The sequence below is a fragment of the Polaromonas sp. P1_E1_2 genome (assembly GCF_056406035.1).
In genome coordinates this window covers 1-1,695 of record NZ_JBFUAZ010000763.1, presented here as the reverse complement: position 1 = coordinate 1,695, position 1,695 = coordinate 1, and the positions used below count along the sequence as shown (strand labels likewise).

Here is a 1,695-nt window from a genome sequence, read left to right as displayed (position 1 = left end):
CACGCTGTTGTGGGGCTAAAAGTTAAAACCCTGTAGGACAAACGGAAGTTTGCGAAAGGGCTGAACCTTGGGGCGCCACCGTCCGTTTGCCAATGTGCTGCTGCTAAAGTCAGTGCATGCCCTCCATTACCTACCTGCCCGGAAGCACTCCGCTGGTTCTTGATTCCCCGCACAGCGGGACGGTGTATCCGGCTGATTTCGGGCATGCCTGCGAGCTCGCCGTGCTGCGCAGCGCAGAAGACACCCATGTCGAAAAACTGTATGACTTTGCGCCGGCATTGGGTGCGCATTGGGTTGAGGCGCATTTCCCCCGAAGCTACCTGGACGCCAACCGCAACACCACCGAAATGGATGTGTCCCTGCTGGAAGCGCCCTGGCCCGAACCGGTAGACGATGATCCCCAGGTCATGTCCAAGGTCCGCCTGGGCAAGGGGCTGATCTGGCGCACCACCGACGAAGGCGTGCCGCTGTATGACCGCAAACTGGGGGTGGCGGAAATCCAGGCGCGCATCGAGCAGTGCTGGAAGCCCTACCACGCCGCCGTGGCGCAGGCGATTGATGCCGCCTGGCGGCAGCGCGGCTACAGCATCCACATCAATTGCCACTCCATGCCGGCAGTGGCTTCGGGCAGCGCCACCGATTTTCCTGGTGAGGCGCATGCGGACTTTGTGGTCGGCGACCGTGAAGGCACAACTGCCAGCAAGGCGTTGTCGACACTGGTGTGTGAGCACCTGCGCGCGCAGGGTTACAGCGTGGCCTACAACCACCCCTACAAAGGCGTGGAACTGGTGCGCCGCTACAGCAACCCGGCCGGGCACCGGCACAGCATCCAGCTGGAGATCAACCGCAAGCTGTACATGGACGAAACCACGCTGGAGATGACACCGGGCGCCGGGCCGCTGAAGGCGACGTTGCGCTCATTGGTCGAGGTGTTGCTGAAGACCGACCCGCGCACACTTTGATGGCGGCGCGCTGCGCTGTTCGGGTAACCACCATCACCTCCTTTTCATGAACGAACCAAACCATTCGCCACCATGCTTACTTTTTTCAGCGACAGCCACCACGATCACGCCCCTGCGTTCGAGTTCTACCGCGGTGAGCGCGTGCCGTGTTTTGAAACCCCGGCGCGCGCCGAGTACGTCAAGGCCCGCCTGAGCGAGCGCGGCCACGAGCTGCGCACGCCCCAGGCCGACAGCCGCACGCTGTTGGCCAAAGTGCACAGTGCCCGTTACCTGGCGTTTCTCGAGCATGCGTGGCGCGACTGGGTGGCGCTTGAAGAGGGCAACGACCAGCGGCAGCCTTTTCCCTCTGTCTGGCCCGTGCGTACTTTGCGCAGCGATGTGGAGCCCGTCAATTTCACCGCACGGCTGGGGCTTTATTCGATGGACAACGGGTCACCGCTTTCCGCGGGGACCTGGACAGCCGCCAAGGCTGGTGCAGATGCCGCCGCCAGCGCTGCCGCTTTGCTGGCGACCGGCCAGTCCGCTGCGCGCGGCGTGTTCTGCTGCAGCCGTCCACCCGGCCACCATGCAGGGGCCGACTTCATGGGAGGCTACAGCTTCCTGAACAACGCTGCAGTCGCTGCCCAGGCGTTTCGGGACGGTGGCGCCGCGCGCGTGGCGGTGCTGGACGTGGACTACCACCACGGCAACGGGACACAAAGCATTTTTTATGACCGCGCTGATGTGCTTTTCG

General features: G+C 63.3%; 2 protein-coding genes. Both read left to right on the top strand.

From position 1 onward, the window contains the following. Positions 1–116: 116 nt before the first annotated feature. Complete coding sequence (locus AC1D1P_RS22625) at positions 117–962, top strand: N-formylglutamate amidohydrolase (protein ID WP_477669239.1); 846 nt, start codon at positions 117–119, stop codon at positions 960–962. Between the two features lie 72 nt (positions 963–1,034). After that, positions 1,035–1,695 (top strand): arginase family protein (locus tag AC1D1P_RS22620; RefSeq protein WP_477674534.1); only part of this gene is annotated, 661 nt, incomplete at its 3' end.